Raw genomic sequence first — 21,963 nt, 5'->3', positions numbered from 1 at the left:
CCCAGCCAGTATTGGGTTCAACGCGTCGCACAGGCTTGCAACCCAGCAGTTGCTACGTCAACGCCGTTGCCGCGAGCTGCACCCAACCTACGACCGCCGCCGCCGCCGCCGCCGTGATAATGGCGACCGCGGCGAAACCAAGGCTCTTTCGATCCAGCGGGAGGAAAAACTCACCCTCGTCCTGGCCGCCGATATGGCTCCGCTCCATCATGGTAGACAAAAGGCTCGGGTTCGGGCTTGGTTCCCTGTTCAAGGGTCCGCCGCCCCCGCAGTCCTCGAACACAAAGGTTGGATGACACGGCACCTCGCTGGGATCCGACCTTGCGACGCTCGGTTCGGGACGAACAGCTGCCGACTCAAGCCGGCTGTCAAGCCGATGCGGCCGCTCAAAGCATCGCCGCCCGACCTCGCGTGCGAGCATCGCGATCCAGCCAGAACGCCAAACGTGCTCCGGATGCCTATCTTGTGGCGTAGCGGCAACGTCCACCCCACCGCGTCGGCCCAGCTGCCGAGCCGCGCGATGGCTCGGACCGAGGTCTCCGGTGCGCAACTTGCGCCCCCGCAAGGTCGAAGCCCGGCAACGGCTTTCGATGGCGGTCAGCTTGGGGCCAAACCTGCCGGACAGTCGCAGCTTCCGTCGGCGCGACCTCAAGCCCGGCCCTGTTCGCCCAGGGGCTAGATCGGCTCTGGCGGCCAATACCGCGTCAGGAGGTCACGAAGGGCGGTCTCTGCTTGCTCACGTGTCGCGCCGCCTCGGGGCATGAGGGTCAGACGCACTTCCTGCCGCTTCTGCGCATCGATCCGCAGGATCGGCTTGCCCGCAGCATTGCGCACGAGGCTTTCGGGTGGCGATCCTGACTTCTTGGGGGCGCCCGACGGCCTCGGCGGCTCGGCTGCATCCTTGAGGCGGCGGATGACGTCCTGGGGCGACAGCCGCTGATCGCCTCGACTTGCCAGCGCACGTGCGGCTTCAAGCACCCGACCGCGTTGAGCGTCCGGCTTCAGGAGCGGCTTCAGGAACGTGATGTGTTTGATTCTTAGAGCGTGGGGATCGGGGAAGGCGGCCACCACGTCGGGGGGAAGGCGCGCAAGATCAAGATATCGGCTCAGCCATGCCTCGGAAACATTGAGGCGCTGCGCCATGGTCTTCTGACGCCCCTGGTAGTGACGATCAAGCGCCCGGAGGTAATCTCGGGCGCGCTCGATGTCGCTGAGGTCGTCCCGCGTCCGGTTCTCCAGATCCGAGACCCGAAAGGCCTCCTCGTCCGTCATCTCGCGTATTTCAACGAGGAAGCGGAATTCGGGGTAGTTGTGCGCCCGCAGCCAACTCACCGTCCAATGCCGGCGGGCTCCGCAGATCACCTCGAGATCGAAGCCGGAATCATCCTTGACCCGACGGACGATGGCGGGAATCTCCTGTCGTCCCTGGGCCTTCAGGCTCTCGATCAGGTCGCTGCACCGGGCTTCATCCAACCGCTCGTAGTCACGATTGTGCTCCGCCCAGATCCGGCACCGGGCGGGGTCCACTAGCTCGACGGGCCGGGCGACGACAGCGCCCGACGCCAGTTCGGCAAGTCGATTGCTCCGCCCGGCCAAGACCCCGATGCCGAGGCGGCCCTGCGGCTGCTCCGCCGCCGGGGCCTCACTGTCGAGCGCCCCGGCCAGACCTGCCGCGAAGCCGCGGTTCTTGCTCATCGTCACGCCCTCCCCTGCCCGATTGCACAGGTGCAATTCGACGCCGCGGTAGCTGTCCAGCGGTCTGCGCCCGATCGCCCTGATCCCGATCTCAAGCGAGGCCCTCCTTGCGCAGCCGTTCCGTGTGGCTCGGCCAGGTGGCTCGGATATCGACGAGGATCTCCTCATTGACGCCATTGAGGTAGGTCAAACAGCGATCCCGGACGGCCTTGCTGGTCATGGGGCTGTCCAGCTCGTAGACCGTCATCAGCCGCGCCGTGACGTTGTCGATCTCGGCCGAGTCCTTGAGCGGCGTACGGATCATGACGTGACCGAAGACCTGTCGCATGAGGGCGATCAGTTCCTTCTGCATCGATTTGTTCTCATCGGCCTTGGACGCCACCACCCGGATGAAGTTCAGGGCAGGCGCGAGGTCCCGCGTGGCGAGCTCCTCAAGGGTTTCGTCCAGCATCGCCAGGAAGGCCGCAGTTGAGGAGAAGTCCATCACGGTCGGCGGAACAGGAACCACGAGGGCGTTGGCGGCGCGAAGCACGGAAAGCGAGATCGCGCCCAGTGCGGGTGGGGGATCGAGGATCACGACGTCGAACCGATCGGCGACAGAGGCGATGCCCTGAGCGAGGCGATCCAGCAGCCGCCCCCCTCCCCTCGCCATCCGCGCGGCCAACTCATACTCCGATTGGAACAGGCGCAGATTGGCCGGTATGAGCTCTAGGCCATCGAAGTGAGTCTTCTTCAGCGCGTAGTCGAGCGAGGTCATCTCCTCCTGCCGCAGGAAGGGGTAGAGGGTTTCCTCCTCACTCAGATCCAGGTCCGGAACATAGCCGAAGAGCGTCGTGGCCGAAGCTTGGCTGTCGCAGTCGATCAAGGCGACGCGGTAGCCTTGGATGGCAAGATATTGCGCCAGGTGGACGGAGATCGTGGATTTTCCCACTCCGCCCTTGAAGTTCTGCACCGCGACCACGGCGCAAGGATCCTCCGGCGCCCGCCAGGGACGCGTGCCGAACACGCCACGCATGTCATTGACCTGGGCGAGGGTATAACCGATCCGGCGATTGGTCTCCGTTCTCGACGGCTCCGGCAGGCGACCGTCCTTCTCGGCCTCCCGCACGGCCGCGGGCGTCCGTCCAACAAGACGCGCAGCCTCGCTGATCGAAAAGGTCGGCTCCCGCCGCGCCCCCGACCGTGCGGCGCGCGCGGCGTCCCGCAGATTGGAGACCACGCTGGACGCGCGACGCGCCAATTGCGCCACGGGGCCCGCGAGAGGCGAAGCGTGGATCTCAGCCAAGTTGCTCATCATCAGCAGGCCTCCCCGCACTTTCGAATTCCGGACCCGGTCGGCCCTAAGTTCGAAAGTTACATCTAGCGCGATGTAAGTGCGATTGGTGAATCGGCTGTTAACGTTGGACGGCAAGGAAAAGCTGATTCTGCGCCCCTGACGAGGGGTGGTCCTGACCCGTTGGGGGCGTCGACGCTAAGCGGGAGCGCAGCTCACGCCGTTCGAGGTCCTTGACCGATCCGCCCTTCAGCCCACCCTGACCGGGTGGGGGCCTTGAAGGGGGCGAACGCGCCCCAATGCCTCCGCCGTTACGCCACTCCCCACCGAGCGCCACACCGCGGCTAATCGGGCAGCGGCGGAACGCTTCGTTAGGACGGCGCGAGTCGAACCACCATCCAAATTGCACCGGTGCAACCGTGCGCGGCGCCAAGCTTCAGCCCGGCCGCACACACGGACATGTATGTCTCCGCCGGCTCGCGGCCGGGCCACCCCGGGAGGGGCCGGCAGCGAAGAGCGCCGCCGCGATGGGTGCTGGCTGAGAATATCGGCCACGGACGGCCGCGCACACCCCGGAGCACTAGAGCAGCTCGCAAACACGCTGATGGCCTTGAGCGACCAAACAAGCTCCAGGGCATCGTGCAAGCGGCCGCCGTACGCATCCCGCGACGTACGCCTATGCACGGCTCCAGGGAAGGTGGCGGCGGCGGGGCCTCAAACATGCACGACACGGCGGTCTCCCGGGCCTGGACCCCTCGCCGACGGCGCTTGTGTGACGGCGTTGGAAAACGAGAACTGCTGCGCGCGGCTGGCGACTTACGTGCGCAAGGCTGTTTCGCGACCGAAAGCCCGGTCGTGCGGTGCGAAGCGGATTGCACCGGTGCAATGATGCGGCCGTGACGGCTTACGAGGCCGCGAAAGGGCTCCGGACTTCAAGAGTGTTCCGCCCTTCAGCCCCCATAGGCCTGCCGCCAATGGCCGTCCGCGGTCAGGTCAAGCCCGACTGGTCCGCATTCATGCAAACGCCTTCGCCCGGTGCGCCGACATCCGAAGCTTGCCTGCCCGAGACGAATGGCAGGGCGTGCAACGACTGGCCGTGCGCGAATAGAGCGTGGCCAAGGGCAGGCCCGCAGCACGCGCCACACCGATTGCACCCGTGCAATTTCCGCCTAGGGGCGGCCGCGACGCGCTGCGAAGGCCTGACAGAAGCCCGTCCAGGACTTCATGAGCTTGGCGCCAGTGAGCCGCGCCAGCCGATCGCCCATCTGCTCCCGATAGGCCCCGGCAATCAGGTCGATGTCCCAACCGCCGCCGTGGGCCTGCGCCACTTGTGCAAACGCCTTCGTCCAGCGGATCGAGCCCTCCGGAAAACCTTCGAGGGCGGGGAGAGGAGGGGGCGTGACGACCGGCGCCGAGAGCCCGGGCGACGGCCGTCGGGGGGTTGGGACCTCCGCGATGACAACCTCAATGGTGTCCTCCCGGCGCGCCTTCCGGCCCGTCGAGTGCCGCTCGTTCTCCGCGACGGTGGCGAGCTGCTCAGGGGCGCCCTTCGGTTGGAAGTGGAACTCAATCTCGACAACGGCACGGCCGCGGCGCACTTCTCGCCAATCGACTGTGAAGTGCGCCAGCTGATCGATTTCGGCCTTTGCCCGCTCCAACACCTTTCGCCGCAGCTGGGCGAAATCCTTATACAGTTCGGGAGCAATGCCGAAGGCGGCGCGGAGCGCCATCATGTCGCCGCGCCAAGTCGACTGCCGCCGGTGGATCCGCAGCGCGCCCATCTCGTAGAGCCTTAGGGCGTATGTTGAGCGAAATCCCAGTACGGCCTGGCGGTTCAGCACCGCATAGGTCTCGGATTCTCGGATCAGGCGACGGGCGTCTGGTGTGAACTCCCATTCGATCCAGCCGCGCTCGCCGCCATCTTCTTCCACCTCCTCCCGCGACGACTGGATGAGCGGGAAACGCTTCGTCGCCTTCTTGCCCCGCCAAGACAAGTCGTCGATGGCGAAGAGGGTCCGGTGCAACTCCTCCAGCATGTCAGCGATGCGCTCGTTCCCCTTGTGACCCCGGCGGATATCCGACTTTCGCATCTTGTGCGCGATCGGCCGCCAGGCGTCGCCCCCAGCGGCGAGGATCATCAACGCCAGCAACCGTGAGGCCGTAAGGCTGAGGGACTGGCCCTTAACGAAGCGAACTTCGACGAGATTGCCCGGCTTGACGAACTCATTGGTCTCGCGCCGACGCAGCGCTTCGGCCACACGCATGGCCCGGCCAGGCATCTCTTCCCCGGCCGAGGCTTCCTGAACGTCATTGACGATGTCATTCATCGAGAATCTCGGGGCGTTCTGCGCTGGAGCTTTCCTGACCATCATCTAGAAATCAAGTCAGGATAGATGCGGCCGAGCTCCGCCGCCCCCACCCGGTCAGGATACCCCCCTGAAGTCAGGTGTGATCCCCCGGCTGGTCAGGATTCACCCCCCATCCGGTCAGGCGGCGTCCCCCATCCGGTCAGGTCGGAAAGACTAACCCGCTGAACGACCACAACAATGCCCGCAGGAATCCGAATCCGAGAATCTCTGAATCAACCCGCTGCCTTCGCAGCGGCGTTTTCGAAGATTGATCTGCAAGGACGCTCCTCAACGTCGCGGCCGGCAGTTGACCGTGAGCGGGGCCGCGCGGAAGTTCTCGCGTCGGCGCCCTACCGCCACTCAATCGACGGTCTGCTCGCCATCCCGCGCCCGCGCTGAGCCGGCTTCACGCGCGTGGGCCAGGTGGGTCGGCCCTACGCGGCGGTCGGGGGCAAGGGCCGCTTCGCGCCGGATTGTCACGCAGTGAACTCGAACCACCTTCTCGTTGCGAGTCAGGGGCGACGCACGGCGATTAAGCGCGGGACGCTGCCTTGCCGGTGCGCGGATGTCCGCGGGCGTTTGAGCAACCCGTGGGACAGTTTCACAAGACGCTGCGCCCTCTCTCGAGCTCCAAACGCCGGCCGATCGTGCATCAGTCGGAGCCGAAAATTCCAAAGGAGAAACAGCGACGTGCTGGCAGTTACGCAGATATAGCCAGCCTAAGTCTTTCCTACCCATGCGCAGCTTTGCCGGGCTTGTGTTGAGCATGCGGCGCCGTCGACGTCCGAGGACTTCGGCTCCACGGCGCCGATGATATAGCGTCACGTCACAGCCGCCACGCGCGGAAGCGTCGCCGGCCGGTGACTTCCACAACGCTGGACCCTAAGGTGCCGATCAAGCTGCGGGCCGCCGACTCGGTGATCCCAAGACGCTGTGCGGCCATGGCGGCGGTGACAATTGGTCGGCTGCACAGCAGATCGATCAGGGCCGGGAGACGTGAGTCGCTTCGGCGGCCCTTGGCCCGTTGGAGCGCGATGTCGCGGGCAAGCGAGAGGCGCTCATATTCGCGTCGGCCGGCTTCTGCGCCAGCGGCCATCGCCTCAAGCTGCCAGGTCAGACGCGCAGCGCGGTCCCTCAATCCACTGCGCCGAAACCCGCTGGCGACGAGCTCCCGCTGACCGATCTCCACCAGGAGCGCGTGGCGACGTATTCGCCGCTCGCGTCGGAGCACCGCGTCGATGAGGACATTCCCGACGAACCCGCGCCGCGGCAGCGGATCGATGGTCTGCCAAGCTTCGCGCAGGATCGCCGCGCGCAGGAGGGCGGGCCACGCGCGAGGCGCCCGCTCCTCGAGCGCGAACCACGCCGCCAGCGCCTCGCCATCATCCTCCGTGGTGACGCTTTCAGCGTCGAGCATGAGCGCGATCAGCGGATCGCTCTGCGACGGACCGTCGGAGGCGAGACCACGTCGAGGCGGCGGCCGAAGCTCGGCTGCGGCGCCCCTCGTGACCCTCCGATCGCCAAGCAGCTTCGCAAGAGTCGTGACCGTCAGCACGTCTCGGTGTGGGCGGCCCTGCGCTTCTCGCCAGAACCGCAGGACGCCATGAGCTCGCGTCAAAGCCGTGTCTGGCGTTCGGACATCGAGGCCGTGTTCGTGCAGCACCAGATCTTCGAGGTGGACAAGGGCGCCCGCATTCCACGACCACGCTGCCGCCTCCTGGAATGCTAGCCGTTCCAAGGCTCCCCGCCCCAACGGCGTCGCGGCGAGCTCGTCCAGGCGACTGACGGCGTCCTCCGCCTTGGCCAGCGCGATCACATAGTCGGGCAGCCCCCGGTCGCGATCGTTCATGGCGCAGGAATAAACAGGAAGCCTTTGTCTCCGCCAGGCCCGCAGCGGCGCTTGACGCGCGGCGATGCGTCCTCCAAGGCAGAGCCTTCCAGAGCACAGGCCAATCCTATGGCGTCGCAGGGTCCGGCCAGAACACCGTCGCCGCCGTCGGCTGCGCGGCGGACGAGCGGCGCACAACAGCCCCGCGTCACGCTGCGTCGTGAGTCCCGGCTCATCTGGCTTGGTCCGCTGATCATCCTGCTTGTAAGCTTGGCCTTTGCCTGGCGGGGAGCCTACCAGGAAGAGCAATGTTACGCGGGACTGGCGAGTGGCCGCACGTCCTTGGACTCGGGGATCTGCGAGCCAGCGAGCGCGAGTGTCGCCGCCGCGCCAAACATTGGCGCTCTTCCGGCGCCGCCACGTCCAGGCGCGGCGCCGGCGACGGCCCTCCCTGAACTGGCCCCTATCGCGCCGACGCGCGCTGATGCTGCCCCGCCCGACGCCGCCTCGGACCTGCTTCCGCCTGAGCTGGATGACGCGGAGCTCAGCCCGCCCTGACCACCCGCGCGGTGAAACGGAGAAGCACCGGCTCGACATCGCGCCAGTCGATCTCGCGCCAGCCGACCTGCGCATCGTGGCCGTTGTGATCGGACGGGCCTGAGATGTCGCCGCCATAGACGATGAGAAGATCGCGCTCGTGGCCTGGCCGAAAGCTCAGGCTTGCCGGGAAGGCGGCCGCGCGGTTCGGCGGTTTGATCTCCAGAAGGTAGATCGGTTGCTGCGCGTCATCGGTCTGCTCGCGCCGGAATGTGGCCTGCACGCCGTGGGCGGAGAGCCTCGTAACCAGCGATTCAAGGCGCGGCGCGAGGTCGCGCTCGGCTTGCGCGCGGAAGATCAGGTTGTCGCCGTCGTCGCGCTCCGGGCTACCGCCGGCTTGCGCGTCGGCGAAGACATCCGACAGCATCGCTTCGGCGCGATCTGCAAACCGGTCCTGCACCGGGTGCCGAAGGCCGCGTCGCCAGGGCTGATCCCATAGCCAGGCAGCGATAGCCGCGAAAAGGACGAAAACAGCGATGCCGATCAGTTCGGCGATGGAATGGGGTGACATCGATGATCCCGGGCTTGGCCGTCCGATAGGGTGGTCGCGAACGGTCGGCTTTGATGGGGATCAAGGCGCAGGCGCCGTCCGACCGCGCACGGACGAGGCGGATCGCCGCGGACGCGCCGACGCGCTTGAGCTTTGCCGGTCAGCGCTTAAGGTCCGCCGCATTCTAAGGCAGGGGGATATGCGATGGCTCGGATCACGCTCCGACAGCTGCTGGATCACGCCGCCGAGCACGGCTACGGCGTGCCGGCGTTCAACATCAACAACATGGAACAGGCGCTGGCGATCATGGAGGCCGCGGAGGCCACCGACTCGCCGGTGATCATGCAGGCCTCGCGCGGCGCCCGGTCCTACGCGAACGACATCGTGCTGAAGCACCTGATCGACGCGATGGCGGAGATGTATCCGCACATCCCGATCTGCATGCACCAGGACCACGGCAACAACGAAGCCACCTGCGCCACCGCGATCCAGTACGGCTTCACCTCGGTGATGATGGACGGCTCGCTGAAGGCCGACGGCAAGACGCCGGCGGACTACGACTACAACGTCGAGGTCACTCGCAATGTGGTGAACATGGCCCACTGGGTCGGCGCCTCGGTTGAGGGCGAACTGGGCGTGCTGGGCAGCCTGGAGACCGGCATGGGCGAGAAGGAGGACGGCCACGGCTTCGAGGGCAAGCTGGGCCACGACCAGCTGCTGACCGATCCGGACCAGGCGGTCGAGTTCGTGAAGGCCACCGAGGTCGACGCGCTCGCCATCGCCATGGGCACCAGCCACGGCGCCTACAAGTTCACGCGCAAGCCGGACGGCGACGTTCTGGCCATGCACGTGATCGAGGAGATCCACCGCCGCCTGCCGAACACCCACCTGGTGATGCACGGCTCCTCGTCGGTGCCGCAGGACCTGCAGGACCTGATCAACAAGTACGGCGGCGAGATGCCCCAGACCTGGGGCGTGCCGGTGGAAGAGATCCAGCGCGGCATCAAGCACGGCGTGCGCAAGATCAACATCGACACCGACAACCGCATGGCCATCACCGCGGCCATCCGCCAGGTGTTCGCCGAGAAGCCGGGCGAGTTCGACCCGCGCGGCTACCTGAAGCCCGCCAAGGAGGCGATGCGGAAGGTCTGCATCCAGCGCTTCGAGGAGTTCGGCACCGCCGGCCACGCCGGCAAGATCAAGCCGATCCCGCTGTCCGCCATGGCCAAGCGCTACGCCGCCGGCGAGCTGGCGCCGAAGATCGGCATCACGGCCTTCGCCGCCGAGTAGGCGAGGGCGGGCAGGACGCGGGCGGGCTGCGCCTCGCCCCCGATCCTGCGAGGGTCACCCGAACTCGCCTAGCGCCTCGACAGCCATATAGATGTGGTAGAGCGAGCTCGCCGGCGCAGGCGCCGTGTCGAGCCGGCCAAGGCCATCCATGCGGTCGCGCCAAAGCCCCGGCGCATCCGGCCGCAGATATCGCCACAGACCATTGGCGGCGCGCAAGGCGTGTTCCGGCTCCTGCAACGCGACGGCCGCCTTGAGGTATTCCGTCTGCGGCCACAGCCGCGCAGCTTCCTCTCGCGGAGTGTGATTGGGCCAGAGCGCATTGATCGCCACGCCACGTTGGGGATCCACGCCCTTGAGGCCGATCTCGAACAGCTCGCGCGCCAGCGCGGCCGCCGCCTGATCGCCGGAAATCCGGCTCCACTGTACAAGCAGCCAAGCCCATTCGAACTGATGCCCGGGTTCGAGCCAGGCGCCCGCCTCGCCGGCAGCCGGCCGCCAGTCGGCGTCGAAAAACTCCCGCAGGCCGACCCCGGCCTCCACGAAGCGCTCTTGCGCCAAGGCGACGATCGCCTCCGCCGTCGGCCGGAATGCGCTCTCGCCGCGATCCAGCCAGGCGAGGCTGGCTTCTAGCAGGTGCATGTGGGGATTCGACGAGTAGGCGTGGGGACCCGCTTCCAGGTAACCGCCTTGCGGCAGACGCCGCGCGTCCAGGGCTTGCAGCAGGGCAAGCGCCGTCGCCCGTGGATCGAACGGCGTCTGTTCGTTCGCCGGGGCGTCGAGCGCTGAGAGCGCGAGGAGCGCGAAGGCCTGGTCATAGATCCAAGCGTCGTCATCGAGGGGCGCTCCCGCGCTGTCAACGCGGGTCCGGTAGAGGCTGTCAGCCCTCCGATAGGCCGCGTTGAAGAAGGCCCAGCCGCGCGACGCGGTCGCCGCCCAGGGCCCCGGCCGACCCGCGGCGGCGGCGCGGGCGAAGACAAAGGCCTGGCGGCATTGCACCCGGGCGCGGCGCGGCACGGCCGGCGCGACGCCGCCACGCTCCAGGGTCTCGTGGAAGCCGCCATGGCGGGCTTCGACGCCCGCGCCGCCCCAGACGGGCAGGGCGACGCCGGACAGCCAGTCGTCGAACGCTGAGGCGGCGGTCGCGAGGTCTTCGAACGCGGGCGCCGGCGGCTCCGTGAGGATCCGCTCGGCGGCGGCCTTGACCTGCTGAGCGGCGTCCAGGCGCGCGACGAGGACGCCATCCGCCTCGACAATGACCGCAAGATCCTCGACGCCGACCAGGGCGAGCGGCTGTCCAGGGCGGGTGCGGGCGATCACCCCCCGGGTCGCAACCAGCGTGACGGGGCCTTGGCTCGCGTTGCCGTCCCCATCTTGCGGCGAGGCGTCGCGGACCGCGTCCCAGGCGCCGAGGTCGGACCATTCGAAGGCGACGGGCAGGACTGCAGCGCGGTCGGTCTTCTCCATCACCGCGTAGTCGATCGAGATGCGCGGCGCCTCCAGGAAGGCTTCGCCGAGCTTCAGCGCCGAGCCGTTCTGCGCGCTACTCGTGACCGCCGCCTGTGCCGCGGCGCCCACCTCCGGCGCGAACGTCTCCAGCTCCGTCAGCAGCACATCGGCGCGGACCATGAAGTTGCCGGCGTTCCACAGGTAGCCGTCGCGGATATAGTCCTCGGCTGTGGCGGCGTCGGGCTTCTCGACGAACCGGGCGATGGGCCGCACAGGCCCCAGGCCTTCGCCAGGCTTGATGTAGCCATAGGCCGTGGAAGGCGCGGTGGGCTGGACGCCCAGGGCGACGATCTGGCCGGCCTTGGCGGCGTCGGCCCCTGTCGAGATGGCCTGGGCGAAGGCGGCGTGATCCGGCAGATGATGGTCGGCCGCAAGGAAGATCGCCACGCCGCCAGCGTCGCGCCCGGCGATCCAGGCCGCCGCCGCCGCCATGGCCGCTGCCGAGTCGCGCCCGGCCGGCTCGAGCAGGAGCTGGGCCTCGACGCCAAGTTGCGCCAACTGTTCGGCGATGAGCTCGATGTGCGTCGTCCCTGCCACGACGACGACCTGGGCGAGGTCGGGGAGGTCGGCCACCCGCAGCACGGTGTCCTGGAATGTGGAGCGCGCCTGCACAAGAGGCGCAAACTGCTTCGGCGTCTGCGGTCGCGACGTCGGCCACAGGCGCGTGCCCGAGCCGCCGCAGAGGATAACCGGATATAACGACATTCTACGCCCCCTAACCGATCACGCCACTAGATCGTCTTCGCCCTGGGCGGAAGTGGTCGAGACCGCCGTCGCCGCTCAATACCTCGCCTGAGGCGCCGCGCGATCAGTTCTTGTGCACTGCAACAGAAAATTCACGCCGCGCGGCAATTTGCGACTCGCCCGCGTCCGCTGGCCCGATTAAGACCGCTGTGACGTGAACCTACGGCATGGGGCTCGGGGATGTATCAGGCGCAGATCGCGGGCGCATGGCAGGGCGACGACGCGTTCGCCGCTGTGACGCGTCGTCCGGAATGGCAGATGTCGGCGCAGCGTGTGGCCGACATCGTGCTGTCCTGCGCCATTCTGCTTGCCGCCGCCCCGGTGCTGCTGGCGGTCTTGCTGGCCGTCTGGCTGCAGGACGGCGGCCCGCCGATCTACCGCCAGCGTCGGATCGGGCAGGGGGGGCGTCCCTTCGACTGCCTCAAGTTTCGTTCCATGGTGCTCGACTCCGACGCGCGGCTCAAGCGGCTGCTGGACTCAGATCCTGCGGCGCGCGCCGAGTGGGAACGCGATCACAAGCTGCGCAACGATCCGCGCATCACCCTGCTTGGGCGCGTCCTGCGGAAGCTGAGCCTCGATGAACTGCCGCAGCTGGTGAACGTGATCCGCGGCGAGATGGCGCTCATTGGCCCGCGACCGATCGTGGCTGCGGAGGTCTCGAGGTACGGGCGGTACTTCGTCTACTACGCCTCGGTTCGGCCGGGCCTGACCGGGCTATGGCAAATCTCCGGCCGCAGTTCCACCACCTACCGTCGACGCGTCGCCGCCGATTACCTCTATGTTCGTCGCCGCACGTTCGGTCTGAAGGCTCGCATCTTCTTCGGCACTATCCCGGCGGTTCTGTTCGCGCGCGGCTCAGCCTGATCGTCAGCGCGGCTCTCTGCCGCTGATCGATCGGTGATCGAACATCTTGACGCCGCGTGACTGCGCGTCCGAAGCTTCCAAGCTCCGCAACAGGCGGCCAAACTCGGAAGCTCAATCGTGCGGCTCCACTTCCCCTCTCCCCGGATGCAGCTCCGCGCAAGGCGGCGAGGGTGTGAGCATGGTTGCAGGCTGGGAGGCAGGGCGTGAGTCCGCCCGAGCCGCTGAGCACGGACCTGTCGCTCCGCGCCTGGACCGGAGCCCTTCAAGCGCTCCTGGGCGCGGACCGGATTGTCGTCTTCGTCACTGACCCCGGCCTTCAGACGGCGACCAGCGTTTGCGCAGCGCCGGAGCTTGGCGCGACGACGACGGAGCTGGACGCCGGCTTCCGGGCCGCGCTTGCGAGCTCCAAGCTTGTCTCGCCCGAGACGTTGGCCGCGCCTGCAGCCTGGACAGCAGATCTGGAAGCTTCGCCTTCTGCCATGCTGCTCCGCGCCCAGGCGCGAAAGGATGGGTCACAGGTGGGCTTGGCCGTCTTGTGGGCTGCGGCAGGCGCCGGCGCACTCGATCGCGCCATGCGGCAGCATCTGGAGCGCAGCCTAGACGGCCTCGCCACCGCCGCGGCGGTCGCGGTCAAGGCGGCCGCTGAACGCCGCCGCGAGCAAGAACTGCAAGGGCAGTTCATTGAGGTCTTCCAGAGCATTGCCACCGGCGTGATCATCTTCCGGGGTCGAGACGAGCCGGCGCTGGTCAATGTCACCGCGGGACGCCTCCTCGGGGCGCCATCGGGGCGGGTCGACGCGGGACTCATCGAGGCGGGCTTGAAGCGTCTGTGCGAGTCCGCTGTTGACGCCGCAGCGGCCTGTAAGGCGCTCGCCGAGATAACCAACGACACGATGCGAAATGCAAGTTTTGTCATCGAACGCGGCGAACAGCACATTAGCATCGATGTGCAGCCCATGCGCGGCGAGAGCGGTCGCGGCCGCATCTGGCTGCTCCGGGATGTGACCCAGTCGCGCCGGCGCGAGGCCGAGTTGGCCAACCTCGCCGCGTCCGACCCCCTCACTGGCCTGGCCAATCGTCGCGGCTTCATGGCTGAGGCGAGGGCCGCAGCTCAAGCTTGTCGCGCCGCCGCCCAACCGCTGACCCTGCTGATGATCGACCTGGATCATTTCAAGCTCGTCAATGACACCTATGGGCATCCAACCGGCGACCAGGTGCTGCGTGTCGCTGCTGATCGCTGCCGCGCCGCCTTGCGGGAAGACGACCTGCTGGGGCGGCTCGGCGGCGAGGAATTTGCCGTCCTGCTGCCTCACACCGATCACGTTGAAGGCTCGGCGATCGCCGAGCGGCTCCGGCAGGCTATCTCCGCAACGCCCGTGGCCGTGGACAAGCTGGCGCTCACGATGCGCGTCAGCGTTGGCGGCGCCACACGGGCCGACGGCGACGTGCAGCTTGACGCCTTGCTCGCCCAGGCGGATGTCGCGCTCTACATGGCCAAGCGCAGCGGACGCGATCGGGTGGTGTTCGCCGGAGGCGCGGCGAGCGGCGGATAAGCCTCAGCTCAAGGATTTCACATACCGGCTGTCGCCAAACACCGTGCTTCGTTCGTCGCTTGCACGACACAGGGTTGCAGCCTTAGGGATGACGCTGCGGTCCGAGCGGATTGGAGCGCGGTCGTGGGGAGTACAGCGTCGATGAGCGACACGCTTCGGGAGTTGCTCGGCATCGCCGCCTTCATCGCCATCACCGCCATCATCGTCCGCTTCGTGCTGCGCCCGAGCCGCGAACAGGCCCAAGCCACTTCATCGCCCGTTGCGGCGGCGGTTGAGCCGGAGACGTTCGCCACCGTAGAGCCTCGCACGGAGCGCGCCGCAAGCGACGCGCCGGCCCGCATCGGGCTGGGAACCAGCGAGCTTGAACCGGCGGCGCGCCCCGCCGCCGTTATCTCGCCGACGCCGATCGACCACGACGAGGATCTCAACGCCGCCCTCGATCGGTTGATCTCGAACCCCCCTCGTCAGACCGCCGGCGAGGCCGGGTTCGACGCGACGACGGAGGAGGCGTTCCGCGCCTTTGGGGAGCGCGAGCTTGAGCCGATGCTGCGGCAGGTGGAGGCCGCCGTCGCCGCGCGCGGTCACCGCGCTGACCTGGATGTCTCGGAAGCGGCAGAGGCGCGGATCTACCGGCTAATCATCCTGCGGCTCGACCCCGTGGGCGAGCGTGCGCGCAGCCTGACCGTGGCCCGGGATGGCGCAGAAAGCGTCACCCTGAGCGCCGATGTCGACGGTCCGGTCACCCGAACGCTGCCGTACGCTGAGGTGCGTCGCGCGATCCTGGATTTCGTCGCCGAGGCTTTCGCCCCCGGATGAGCTGGCAATCCGCTTCGCGCGGCGGCGATCCGATGGCCGCTCCGGTGGCTGACGATCTTGGGCGTACACGGGTTTTCGGGCTCGCCCGCCACGCGCCCCTGCTCGACCATTTCGCGCGCCCAGCGGCGCGCGACGCCTGCGCTCGGGGCGGCTGAACCGGCGCGAGTCCTTGCGGGCCCACCAGCAACGGTTTTCAGCCTGTTTCAGCGTGTTGCTCGGTTTCGACGTAACCCGCTGAAAAGTGGCAGAAACATCGTGTTTCCCGTGTCGTGTCGGATCAGGGTTGTTCGTCTGCAGCCGACCGAATTGTTCGTACTCCAGGTGCCTGATACCAACAAATTCCAGCGCGACAATCCGAGGCGGCGACACAGCGCGCGCTCACGGCCTACGCCACCTCCCGCAGGGATCAGATCGCCCAGATCGTGCGGAAGGCGCCGGCCTGCGGGCGCGCCGATCCCGGCGTCGGTCCTATGCTCATCGCCGAGCTTGTCGCCAGCTTGGTCTGGGTCAGACTGCTCACCGGCCACCTCGATGGGAGCGAGGCGGAACTGAACGCCGCCATAGGTCTCATCGTAGGCGCGCCTTGTCACAGCCCCCTATCAAGGCCCTTGCCGCTCGTGAGCAGGCGCGCCCCCCGTTGGTCGGCGGCGAGCGTCACGGATCGGCCGAGGTCAGGCGCCGTCTGCCCCAACGCCAGGCGGGCATAGTGCTCCAAGCCCGAACGGTCGCGGATGACGAGCCAAGTGACCCCGCCGATCTCGTCGTGCTGGCCGCGTTGCACAATCCGGCCTCGCACAGCGCCCGACCGCAGCTCTCTTAGTTCGGCGCCTGTCTCCAGGCGTCGTTGATGCAGGGTGCGGATCACGTCCTGACGCAACTGGAGGGCTCGGAGTCTCGTCTCGATCTCCTCGCCCAGGCGGTATTTCCTGCCGACGCGTCGGGCGAGGCCTAGGGCCTCGAGATGTCGCAGTCGCCCGCGCGTTAAGGCCGCCCACGCTTCCCCGGCCCCAACGCCGTCGTCGACCAGGCGATCGTCGTCGGCGGCCGACAGCAGACGCCGATCGAACCCAGTGAAGCGGTTCGCTTGCGTCTCTCGCCAGATCCGACGCTCCGCCTCGGTACGCGAGAGATCCCCGAGCAGTTCCTGCGCCACTTCCTGCGCCCGGGCCCTGAACCCGTACCCGACGTAGTCGCGCGGGATCACCAGGTCCTTGCCGTTCGCCTTGCGGCCCCGGATCAGCACGTGAGCATGCGGCTGATCCGTGTCGAAGTGACAGGTCCCGACCCACTCGAGGGCCGCCTGGCCGAGATCGGCCGCGACACGGGCCATGACTTCCCGCGTGTAGCCCGCAAGGTCGTGGATCCTGTCGCCATGTTCGGGCGAGATGATGAACCGGAAATGGTGCCGGTCGGCTGCCCAGGCGCCGGCAGCGCCGGCGGCGTCGATGCCGCTCTGCGTGCGGTTGAAGAACTCGGCGGCCGCGCCTTCAGCCCCTGCGCCGGTGCGACCGAGATAGTGGACGTGGGCCAGCAGGGCCGCCGCCCTGGCCGCGCCTTTGCCGGCGTGCTTCGAGACCAGAGCCTTCACGACGACCCGCTGACGGACGTCCATGCGGAACGCGCGGCCTGAACGGCGCTGGGCGCTCCTCAGGATGCCCGCCCGATCGCCGATCGCGAAAAGCCGGGACGCCGCTAATCCCTGCACCATTAAACTGCGGACAGGGAGGCGATCGTTCTTGAGCTGAGTTGGGAGGCGCACCGATCCCGCGTGTCGAGCGGCGGGCGCGCGGGCGCCTTCACTGAGCTCCAGGGCCTCGCGAACCAACATCGGACCGCCTCCACAGCCGAACGGCGCGGCGCGTTGTGACACGTCGCTCACGATCATGCGCCCGCGTCTAAGCTCCTGAGAAGCTAAGACAAAGCGCCCAGGAAAACACCTCTTTTATCTTGCCCTAAACCCAAATTCTCAAGTCACCGTCAAACATCGACAAGCATGATCAACAGCCGTCAACAGATAAGCCTGGATGATCCGCTTGCCGTGTAGCTGAGTCTCGCCACGGAGCGGCCAAAGGAAGAAGCCCGCCCGGCCGGAGCCGAGCGGGCGAGTGAACAGACGAGAGAAAGCCGAGGCTATGCCGCCTTGGCTTGGATCGCCAAGTGCCGCACGCCGCGGGCTTGCGCGAGCTGGGCCAGGTTCAGTGCAGGCCCGAACGGTTGCGTACGTCCGGGACGATCCGCGTCCAGCGACTGCGCCAGGGTTAGGCAGCAGGTCGGCTCCAGCGCCAGCAGCTCGTCATTGGCCCGGAACGGCGCGGACTTGCCGTGCCGGTCGAAGTCGGCGCGGGCCAGCACCAGCGTCACATGCTTCTGCTGCGCCCAGCGGATCGCCAGCCGCTCCGCGCCCCGGGCGCCGGTCGTGGCGAGCGCCATGTCGGGCCACTGAGCCTTGGCCCAGTTGAGAGCATCGAAGATCCGCCGCGCGTCCTCGGCGCCGTCCGCGGAAGGCGCGGCCCGGAAGGCCACGATCGGACCGCTGACCTCGCCCGCGGCGGCTCGGCGCTTCTCCGCCGCCCGGACGACCTGCTTGGCCTCGAGCTCCGCAGCGGTAAGCCGCGTGCCGCGCCGGCTGCCCCGCCAGGCCGTCCAGACCTGGCCGGTCTGCACCGTGTAGGCGTCCGCCGCGGCGTCGCGGATCAGTTCGGCCGCGGCCTGGGCCACGTCCGCCGAGCGCGTCGCCCGCGTGGCCTCCTGCAACTCGGTGTCGGCCATTTCCGAGCCGTCGAAGTCGCGCTCCAGCGCGCGCATCCGGTCGCGAGCCCGGTCCGCCTCGCGCTCGATCCGTCCCGCGGCCGAGTGGAAGGCGCCGATGAGGCTCTCGCAAAGGATCGTCTGCACGTCCTCCAAGGCCGTGTCGGCGATGAGGTCGAGAAGCTCCGTCGCCAGGGCGTGACCAAGCTGGACGAGGGCCGCTTCCGTGGGATGCGGCCGGGGATCTTCCAGCGCCGCGGCCTGGACGTCGAAGGTCGTGTCGGAAGATGAGAAGGCATGAAGGGAGAAGGTCATGGCGATGTCTCCATTGAGCTAAAGCCGTCGCTTGCGCCCATGCGCAACGACCCTCTCCCCGCCCACGTCGGGTCCCGGGCGGTCACCGGAGCGGAGCCGCAGGCGGAGCGGAGGGGAACGGCCGTCAGGCCGTTGACCGCCGGGGTGACGTGATAGGATTGGAGGGCGTTGTGTGGGGTGTTGCGCCCGCCGGCCAGGCGGGCGCGCCGTCCGGCGTGCATCGCGCGCCGGGTGCTGACGCGCCGCTCCACCTGGCTCTTGACATCATGCCAGACCGTCCAGCTTCAGCAGGTGATCCCGCGGCGGCTTTCGCTTGAGCGGGCGGTAGGCGATAGCGGCGTGCGGGCCGCAGTACGGGCCCCGCGTCGCGCGGGCGCCGCAGAGCGTGAAGTCCTCCGCCTTCGGATCCCCGATGGGCCAGCGGCAGGCATGGGCGGTGACGCTCGCGACTGAGGCTAACCCAGGACTCTCGAGGACAGGCCCCTGGGCTCCACGGCAGGCGGGCGCAGCCCTGCGACGCAGCTTCGCCGGCGCCGCGCGAACCTTTGGGCGGCGGAGGCCCGGTACGGCGGGCTTGGCGCGACCGCTGAGGCCAAGGCGATGGATCTTGCCGATGACCGCATTGCGCGTGACGCCGCTCAGCGCCGCGGCGATCTGGGCGGCGCTGAGGCCGTCCCGCCAAAGCCGGGTCAGGGTGTCGACCCGATCCTTGGTCCAAGGGCTGGCGGTGGACATGGGCGTAACTCCGAACGAGCCCGATCGGCTCGCCCGGCGCCGGCCCTCCCTCCGCCTCCGCGTGAGGGATCGTTCGTTAACAGCGGCCACCGCCGTCAAGGGGCTTCGTACCCCATGCTTCCTCCACTCCGCGTGAGGGATCAAACCGGTACGGCCGAGACGCCGCAGGCGACTTGGTGACGGCGCGCCAGCGCCGGCATGCCGAGCCCGACCGCGCCTCCCGCGCGGGCACGCCCAGCCTGTGCTGCGATCGAGGCCTCCTCAGCCTCTCCAGCTGATCCTCAGGTCATCACCGCTGCCGGGCACAAGGTTCGTTCCGAGGTCGGACATGCCGCCTCAACATGAGCTTCCGTTGCTGAAGCCGCCTCAATGTCACTGCCGCGCGAGTCCCAAGGCCTGCGACGATCGCTGCGAGGTCGGCCTCCGCATGCGTCCCGGCAAGGACGCCTCCCGAGGGAGCTGCGACGAAGTGGGCTCAGGCGCCAGCCTGAGCCCACTCGAACTCCGTTCCGTCCGACCACATGGCGTGCATCAGGACCGCCAGCTTCCGCGCCACCGCCACCTGCGCCTTCTTCAGGCCCGCGCGCTCCATGATCCGCAGCCCCCACAGCCGCAGCGGCACGGGCCGGTCGATCTTCACCAACAGCACGTTGGCGGCCTCCACCAGGTAGCTGCGGGTCATGGAGTCACCTGTCTTGGTGATCCGGCCCGATCGGTCGACCTCGCCCGACTGGTAGATCTTCGGCGTCAGCCCCAGGTACGGGCCGACGTCCGCCGAGCGCTTGAAGCGGGTCGGATCCTCGATGGTCGACAGGAACGCCAGCGCCGTCAGGTGACCCACGCCCGGCACCGTCATCAGCCGGCGGCTCACCGCATGCTCACGGGCGATGACGCGCAGCTGCCGGTCGTAGGTGCGGATCTGCGCCACGACGCCCGCGAGCACCTCCAGCATCGGACGGGCGTAGGCGGCGTAAGCGGGATCCTGCGCCATCGCCGAAGAGGCGCGCTGGGCGAAGCCCCGCCCGGCCGTCTTGGTGGTGATCACCCCGAACCGCTTCACTGCGCCGCGAAGGGTGTTCTCGAGCGTGCGCTTGGTCTGCATCAGCATCTTGCGCGCCTGCAGCAGGCTGCGGATGTAGGTGGCCGAAGCGCCGCGCACCCAGGCCTCGCGGTACCAGCCCACGCGCATCAGCTCCGCGAGTCCGCGGGCGTCATTACGGTCGGTCTTGTGGGTGCGTGCGGACAGCACCTTGTGCGCGTGGCGCGTCTCCATGCAGATCACCGGCAAGCCGGCGGCGCGAAGCCCGCGCACCAGCATGCCCGCCGTCTGGCCCGTCTCCAGGCCGATCCGCTGGGCGTCATGCGCCCGCTCGGCGAGGCAGCGGACCAGCGCCTCCGGCGTGCTCTTCACCCGCCCCTCAAAGCGCACTGCGCCGTCCGCTTCCAGAATGCAGACGCTCGTCTCGGCCAGCGAGACGTCCAGACCCACGTAGCTCGTCATGAGGGCTCCCCCGAGGTGAAAAGGCGGAGCGGACACCGAACTACGGCGCAGGATCAACCTGCCCAGCCCGAGCCGCTGTTACCCCATGTCACCCGCAGGGCGGAGACCCGTCAGGGGCTCCGGGCGCCGCGGCGCGCGGCGCGTAGAGCTCGCCCCGGCCCCTAGGCCGGGGCACGCCCCTTCCTGCGCTTGAAGGCCGCGGGGCCAGGAGAGGCCCGTGACCCACGCGCCCCCAGCGGATCGGCCTCGGTGCTGAGGCCTCGATCATGGCAGCGGTCGCGCAGCCGCGCGTCCTCCGCGACCGCGGTCCTCCGGGCGCCGGAGGCGGGGCCCACAGGGTCCGGGGTGAAGCTGCGCGGCTCGGGATGTTTGATCATGGGAGATCCTTTCGATCCCCCGACCCATCGGGCTTAGCGCAGCCGCCGCGCGCTCGCCCTATACGAATTGCTTCCAAGCGCCGCCGTCGACAGGCCCTAGCGCGGTGGAGCGCAGCCCAATGGCGCGCCTCGGAGGGGCTATGCCTCCAGCGGCCGGGCGGCCCTGGCCTTCAGGCCTGTGGTTGAACGCTGGCGGACTTGCTGGCTGGAACGATCTCGCAGCGGCCGGTCTGCCGTGGCTCCCGGCTCGCGACCCGGCGATGATGTCGCAAGCCGGCCCCCACGGCGGCGCCCGTCGGACGATCCTCGCTCGCGCCGGCGGCGCCGGCGCGGCTTCGCTCATGTCGAGCTGGGGCTCGCCGCTCGCGGCCGGGCCGCCCCAGCGGGAAGGCTTCGTCACCGCCAAGGCGCGGTCCCGACACAGGACCATGGCCGGTCCCCAAAGGACCGGCCATGCCGTTCGATGCGAACGCCGTGTCAGAAGGGGATCTCGTCGTCGAGGTCCTGCTCCGTCTCCGCCCGTTCGGCCTCCTCGGCGGGTTCTGCCGGCTCGCGCCGGGACTTGATCCGCAGCTGTTCCACAACCAGCCGCAGGTCGTAATGCACAAGCCCGTCCTGGCCGGTCCAGGTGTCGTTCTCGACGTGACCGGTCACCACCACGCGTGAGCCCTTGCGGGCGAACGGTGCGATGTAGCCCTCGGCGGCGGCCTCGTTGAAGCAGACGCAGTTGAAGCCGGTGGTCCGCTCGCCCGGCTGACCATCGCCGCGCCGGAAGCGGGCTGTCTCCAGCAGGCGGAAGCTCGCCCGCTTCTTGCCTGAGCCCTGGGCGGTGAGGATCGACGGATCGGCGGCCAGATAGCCTTCGACGGTGACGCTTTGCATGGGAGTTCTCCTGGATCTGAACCGCGGCCTTACGCCGCCATCTCGGTTTGCGACGCCTCGGCCGAGCCCTCGCGGTCACGCGCCCAGTCGAGGACGGTGAGCCGCCGTACGACCAGCTCCTTGGCGGCGCGGCGGCCCCCGTCGCGGGCCTCGTAGAGGGCGTCCACGAACGCGCCGACCACCAGCACCTCGCAGCCGGAGGCGAGCCCCGGCGCGACGACCTTCTCGTTCAGGCCCTTGGCCCAGCTGACGCAGTTCACGCCCACCACGCGCTCGACGCCGGCGGCGTCCCGCCCGCGGTTCTCCAGCAGCCGGAACACCGCCTTGCCGAAGTCCTCCGTGACTTGCGGATCGGCCGCCAGCCGGCCCATGAACATCACGTTCTGCATGTCAGTCTCCTT

Annotated in this window: 17 protein-coding genes and 1 pseudogene; 5 read left to right on the top strand and 13 right to left on the bottom strand. The window is 68.3% G+C overall.

The genetic code is table 11. From position 1 onward, the window contains the following. Nucleotides 1–52: 52 nt before the first annotated feature. From ACO2Q0_RS20825 to ACO2Q0_RS20800, 6 genes are all read right to left on the bottom strand, one after another. Nucleotides 53–208 carry a hypothetical protein gene (locus ACO2Q0_RS20825; protein ID WP_423353439.1) on the bottom strand — a complete coding sequence of 52 codons (156 nt, stop codon included), beginning with the start codon at nucleotides 206–208 and terminating at the stop codon, nucleotides 53–55. A 467-nt stretch (nucleotides 209–675) separates the two neighbouring features. Next, complete coding sequence (locus ACO2Q0_RS20820) at nucleotides 676–1,695, bottom strand: ParB/RepB/Spo0J family partition protein (protein WP_423353438.1); 1,020 nt, start codon at nucleotides 1,693–1,695, stop codon at nucleotides 676–678. 91 nt (nucleotides 1,696–1,786) lie between these two features. Then, nucleotides 1,787–2,992, bottom strand: coding sequence for an AAA family ATPase (locus ACO2Q0_RS20815; protein WP_423353437.1), 1,206 nt, complete (start codon nucleotides 2,990–2,992; stop codon nucleotides 1,787–1,789). A 1,145-nt stretch (nucleotides 2,993–4,137) separates the two neighbouring features. Continuing rightward, a complete protein-coding gene (locus ACO2Q0_RS20810; RefSeq protein ID WP_423353436.1) occupies nucleotides 4,138–5,295 on the bottom strand; it encodes a replication initiation protein in 1,158 nt (385 codons plus the stop codon). An 847-nt stretch (nucleotides 5,296–6,142) separates the two neighbouring features. Next, complete coding sequence (locus tag ACO2Q0_RS20805; RefSeq protein ID WP_423353435.1) at nucleotides 6,143–7,165, bottom strand: DUF1612 domain-containing protein; 1,023 nt, start codon at nucleotides 7,163–7,165, stop codon at nucleotides 6,143–6,145. 523 nt (nucleotides 7,166–7,688) lie between these two features. Beyond that, complete coding sequence (locus ACO2Q0_RS20800; RefSeq protein WP_423353434.1) at nucleotides 7,689–8,252, bottom strand: hypothetical protein; 564 nt, start codon at nucleotides 8,250–8,252, stop codon at nucleotides 7,689–7,691. A 183-nt stretch (nucleotides 8,253–8,435) separates the two neighbouring features. Between ACO2Q0_RS20800 and fba the strand changes: the two genes are divergently transcribed. Further along, nucleotides 8,436–9,521 (top strand): class II fructose-bisphosphate aldolase, encoded by a 1,086-nt coding sequence (gene fba, locus ACO2Q0_RS20795; protein ID WP_423353433.1) that lies wholly within the window; start codon nucleotides 8,436–8,438, stop codon nucleotides 9,519–9,521. 54 nt (nucleotides 9,522–9,575) lie between these two features. Here fba and ACO2Q0_RS20790 read toward each other — a convergent pair whose 3' ends face one another. Further along, nucleotides 9,576–11,732 (bottom strand): AGE family epimerase/isomerase, encoded by a 2,157-nt coding sequence (locus tag ACO2Q0_RS20790; protein WP_423353432.1) that lies wholly within the window; start codon nucleotides 11,730–11,732, stop codon nucleotides 9,576–9,578. A 219-nt stretch (nucleotides 11,733–11,951) separates the two neighbouring features. Here ACO2Q0_RS20790 and ACO2Q0_RS20785 point away from each other — a divergent pair, with 219 nt between their 5' ends. The 4 genes and pseudogenes from ACO2Q0_RS20785 to ACO2Q0_RS20770 form a co-directional block, all read left to right on the top strand. Beyond that, complete coding sequence (locus tag ACO2Q0_RS20785) at nucleotides 11,952–12,635, top strand: sugar transferase (RefSeq protein WP_423353431.1); 684 nt, start codon at nucleotides 11,952–11,954, stop codon at nucleotides 12,633–12,635. Nucleotides 12,636–12,838: 203 nt separating this feature from the next. Continuing rightward, nucleotides 12,839–14,188: a GGDEF domain-containing protein gene (locus tag ACO2Q0_RS20780; protein ID WP_423353430.1), complete on the top strand. Its 1,350-nt coding sequence runs from the start codon at nucleotides 12,839–12,841 to the stop codon at nucleotides 14,186–14,188. 141 nt (nucleotides 14,189–14,329) lie between these two features. Continuing rightward, nucleotides 14,330–15,004 carry a hypothetical protein gene (locus ACO2Q0_RS20775; protein WP_423353429.1) on the top strand — a complete coding sequence of 225 codons (675 nt, stop codon included), beginning with the start codon at nucleotides 14,330–14,332 and terminating at the stop codon, nucleotides 15,002–15,004. Between the two features lie 338 nt (nucleotides 15,005–15,342). Continuing rightward, nucleotides 15,343–15,507 (top strand): annotated as a pseudogene (locus ACO2Q0_RS20770) (hypothetical protein); the annotation flags it as partial. An 83-nt stretch (nucleotides 15,508–15,590) separates the two neighbouring features. On the opposite strand, the gene ACO2Q0_RS20765 reads toward ACO2Q0_RS20770, so the two are convergent. The 6 genes from ACO2Q0_RS20765 to ACO2Q0_RS20740 all read right to left on the bottom strand — a co-directional run bounded on the left by ACO2Q0_RS20765 (nucleotide 15,591) and on the right by ACO2Q0_RS20740 (nucleotide 21,951). Beyond that, the gene (locus ACO2Q0_RS20765; protein WP_423353428.1) at nucleotides 15,591–16,889 is read right to left on the bottom strand and encodes a type VI secretion protein; all 1,299 of its coding nucleotides are present in this window, start codon (nucleotides 16,887–16,889) and stop codon (nucleotides 15,591–15,593) included. 245 nt (nucleotides 16,890–17,134) lie between these two features. Then, nucleotides 17,135–18,067 (bottom strand): DUF2493 domain-containing protein, encoded by a 933-nt coding sequence (locus tag ACO2Q0_RS20760; protein WP_423353427.1) that lies wholly within the window; start codon nucleotides 18,065–18,067, stop codon nucleotides 17,135–17,137. Nucleotides 18,068–18,331: 264 nt separating this feature from the next. After that, a complete protein-coding gene (locus ACO2Q0_RS20755; protein ID WP_423353426.1) occupies nucleotides 18,332–18,802 on the bottom strand; it encodes a GcrA family cell cycle regulator in 471 nt (156 codons plus the stop codon). A gap of 475 nt (nucleotides 18,803–19,277) precedes the next feature. After that, complete coding sequence (locus ACO2Q0_RS20750; protein ID WP_012520537.1) at nucleotides 19,278–20,303, bottom strand: IS110 family transposase; 1,026 nt, start codon at nucleotides 20,301–20,303, stop codon at nucleotides 19,278–19,280. 854 nt (nucleotides 20,304–21,157) lie between these two features. Further along, nucleotides 21,158–21,562, bottom strand: coding sequence for a single-stranded DNA-binding protein (locus ACO2Q0_RS20745; RefSeq protein ID WP_423353425.1), 405 nt, complete (start codon nucleotides 21,560–21,562; stop codon nucleotides 21,158–21,160). Between the two features lie 29 nt (nucleotides 21,563–21,591). Continuing rightward, nucleotides 21,592–21,951 carry a single-stranded DNA-binding protein gene (locus tag ACO2Q0_RS20740; RefSeq protein ID WP_423353424.1) on the bottom strand — a complete coding sequence of 120 codons (360 nt, stop codon included), beginning with the start codon at nucleotides 21,949–21,951 and terminating at the stop codon, nucleotides 21,592–21,594. Nucleotides 21,952–21,963: the final 12 nt, after the last annotated feature.

The sequence above is a fragment of the Phenylobacterium sp. VNQ135 genome, from assembly GCF_049445735.1.
GTDB lineage: Bacteria > Pseudomonadota > Alphaproteobacteria > Caulobacterales > Caulobacteraceae > Phenylobacterium.
Note: the sequence above shows the minus strand (reverse complement) of the source record. Positions and strands in the feature narration are given on the sequence as shown.